At 58.0% G+C, this 2,811-nt stretch carries 2 rRNA genes (1 of these 2 only partly in view); both read right to left on the reverse strand.

The window, feature by feature from the left end:
• A 23S ribosomal RNA gene (locus ACQKIP_RS38160) occupies window positions 1–631 on the reverse strand (it extends 2,573 nt beyond the left edge of the window).
• Window positions 632–925: 294 nt separating this feature from the next.
• Window positions 926–2,451: ribosomal RNA gene (locus ACQKIP_RS38165) — 16S ribosomal RNA — on the reverse strand.
• Together the 16S and 23S rRNA genes form the textbook arrangement of a ribosomal RNA operon.
• Between the last annotated feature and the right edge of the window lie 360 nt (window positions 2,452–2,811).

Below are 2,811 nucleotides of genomic sequence, written 5' to 3' on the forward strand. Positions count from 1 at the left end.
GCGACGCTCCCACGGCTTGTAGGCACACGGTTTCAGGTACTATTTCACTCCGCTCCCGCGGTACTTTTCACCATTCCCTCACGGTACTATCCGCTATCGGTCACCAGGGAATATTTAGGCTTAACGGGTGGTCCCGCCAGATTCACACGGGATTTCTCGGGCCCCGTGCTACTTGGGTGTCTCTCAAACGAGCCGCTGACGTTTCGACTACGGGGGTCTTACCCTCTACGCCGGACCTTTCGCATGTCCTTCGCCTACATCAACGGTTTCTGACTCGTCCCACGGCCGGCAGACCGTGGAAGAGAGATCCCACAACCCCGCACACGCAACCCCTGCCGGGTCTCACACGTATACGGTTTGGCCTCATCCGGTTTCGCTCGCCACTACTCCCGGAATCACGGTTGTTTTCTCTTCCTGCGGGTACTGAGATGTTTCACTTCCCCGCGTTCCCTCCACACTGCCTATGTGTTCAGCAGCGGGTGACAGCCCATGACGACTGCCGGGTTTCCCCATTCGGAAACCCCCGGATCAAAGCCTGGTTGACGACTCCCCGGGGACTATCGTGGCCTCCCACGTCCTTCATCGGTTCCTGGTGCCAAGGCATCCACCGTGCGCCCTTAAAAACTTGGCCACAGATGCTCGCGTCCACTGTGCAGTTCTCAAACAACGACCAACCACCCGTCACAGCCCGCCGAAACGAACCTTTACCGGGGTCGGCATTGAGGTCGGGAACAAGTCCGTACCCTCAGATACCCAACAGCGTGCCCGGCCCGATCCCCTGAGTTTCACGTTCCACGCCGAAGCAGTACTAGTGAAGCCAGATGATCGTGCCGAATAGTCAACGTTCCACCCATGAGCTGACCACCGTCGGACGTTTGCCGACGTAGTGGCTCTGGATTCCTTGCGGAATCTAGATGCTCCTTAGAAAGGAGGTGATCCAGCCGCACCTTCCGGTACGGCTACCTTGTTACGACTTCGTCCCAATCGCCAGTCCCACCTTCGACAGCTCCCTCCCACAAGGGGTTGGGCCACCGGCTTCGGGTGTTACCGACTTTCGTGACGTGACGGGCGGTGTGTACAAGGCCCGGGAACGTATTCACCGCAGCAATGCTGATCTGCGATTACTAGCAACTCCGACTTCATGGGGTCGAGTTGCAGACCCCAATCCGAACTGAGACAGGCTTTTTGAGATTCGCTCCGCCTTGCGACTTCGCAGCTCATTGTACCTGCCATTGTAGCACGTGTGCAGCCCAAGACATAAGGGGCATGATGACTTGACGTCGTCCCCACCTTCCTCCGAGTTGACCCCGGCAGTCTCCTGTGAGTCCCCATCACCCCGAAGGGCATGCTGGCAACACAGAACAAGGGTTGCGCTCGTTGCGGGACTTAACCCAACATCTCACGACACGAGCTGACGACAGCCATGCACCACCTGTATACCGACCACAAGGGGGGCACCATCTCTGATGCTTTCCGGTATATGTCAAGCCTTGGTAAGGTTCTTCGCGTTGCGTCGAATTAAGCCACATGCTCCGCTGCTTGTGCGGGCCCCCGTCAATTCCTTTGAGTTTTAGCCTTGCGGCCGTACTCCCCAGGCGGGGAACTTAATGCGTTAGCTGCGGCACCGACGACGTGGAATGTCGCCAACACCTAGTTCCCACCGTTTACGGCGTGGACTACCAGGGTATCTAATCCTGTTCGCTCCCCACGCTTTCGCTCCTCAGCGTCAGTAATGGCCCAGAGATCCGCCTTCGCCACCGGTGTTCCTCCTGATATCTGCGCATTTCACCGCTACACCAGGAATTCCGATCTCCCCTACCACACTCTAGCCTGCCCGTATCGACTGCAGACCCGGGGTTAAGCCCCGGGCTTTCACAACCGACGTGACAAGCCGCCTACGAGCTCTTTACGCCCAATAATTCCGGACAACGCTTGCGCCCTACGTATTACCGCGGCTGCTGGCACGTAGTTAGCCGGCGCTTCTTCTGCAGGTACCGTCACTTGCGCTTCTTCCCTGCTGAAAGAGGTTTACAACCCGAAGGCCGTCATCCCTCACGCGGCGTCGCTGCATCAGGCTTTCGCCCATTGTGCAATATTCCCCACTGCTGCCTCCCGTAGGAGTCTGGGCCGTGTCTCAGTCCCAGTGTGGCCGGTCGCCCTCTCAGGCCGGCTACCCGTCGTCGCCTTGGTGAGCTTCTACCTCACCAACTAGCTGATAGGCCGCGGGCTCATCCTGCACCGCCGGAGCTTTCAACCCCCTCCCATGCGAGAGGGGATGTCATCCGGTATTAGACCCCGTTTCCAGGGCTTGTCCCAGAGTGCAGGGCAGATTGCCCACGTGTTACTCACCCGTTCGCCACTAATCCACCCCGAAGGGCTTCATCGTTCGACTTGCATGTGTTAAGCACGCCGCCAGCGTTCGTCCTGAGCCAGGATCAAACTCTCCGTGAATGTTTACCCGTAATCGGGTGCACATCCGCGTTGAGCGGAACCAGGAAGAGGAATAATCTTCCGGTTCACAGCGTCCTCGCTGATGTTTTCTTCAAAGGAACCTCGTCCCGACCGAACGGCCGGAGACGGGGTATCAACATATCTGGCGTTGACTTTTGGCACGCTGTTGAGTTCTCAAGGAACGGACGCTTCCTTTGTACTCACCCTCTCGGGCTTTCCTCCGGGCGCTTCCCTTCGGTGTTTCATTTTGTCTTGCTGTCTTGCGTTTCCGACTCTATCAGACTCTTTCGTGTCCGATTTCCTCGGTGCCTTTCCGGTTCCCGCTCCGGCCTTTCGGCTTTCGCGTTTCCCTTTCCGGCG

This window comes from Streptomyces sp. NPDC059900 (assembly GCF_050270335.1).
Taxonomy (GTDB): Bacteria; Actinomycetota; Actinomycetes; order Streptomycetales; family Streptomycetaceae; genus Streptomyces.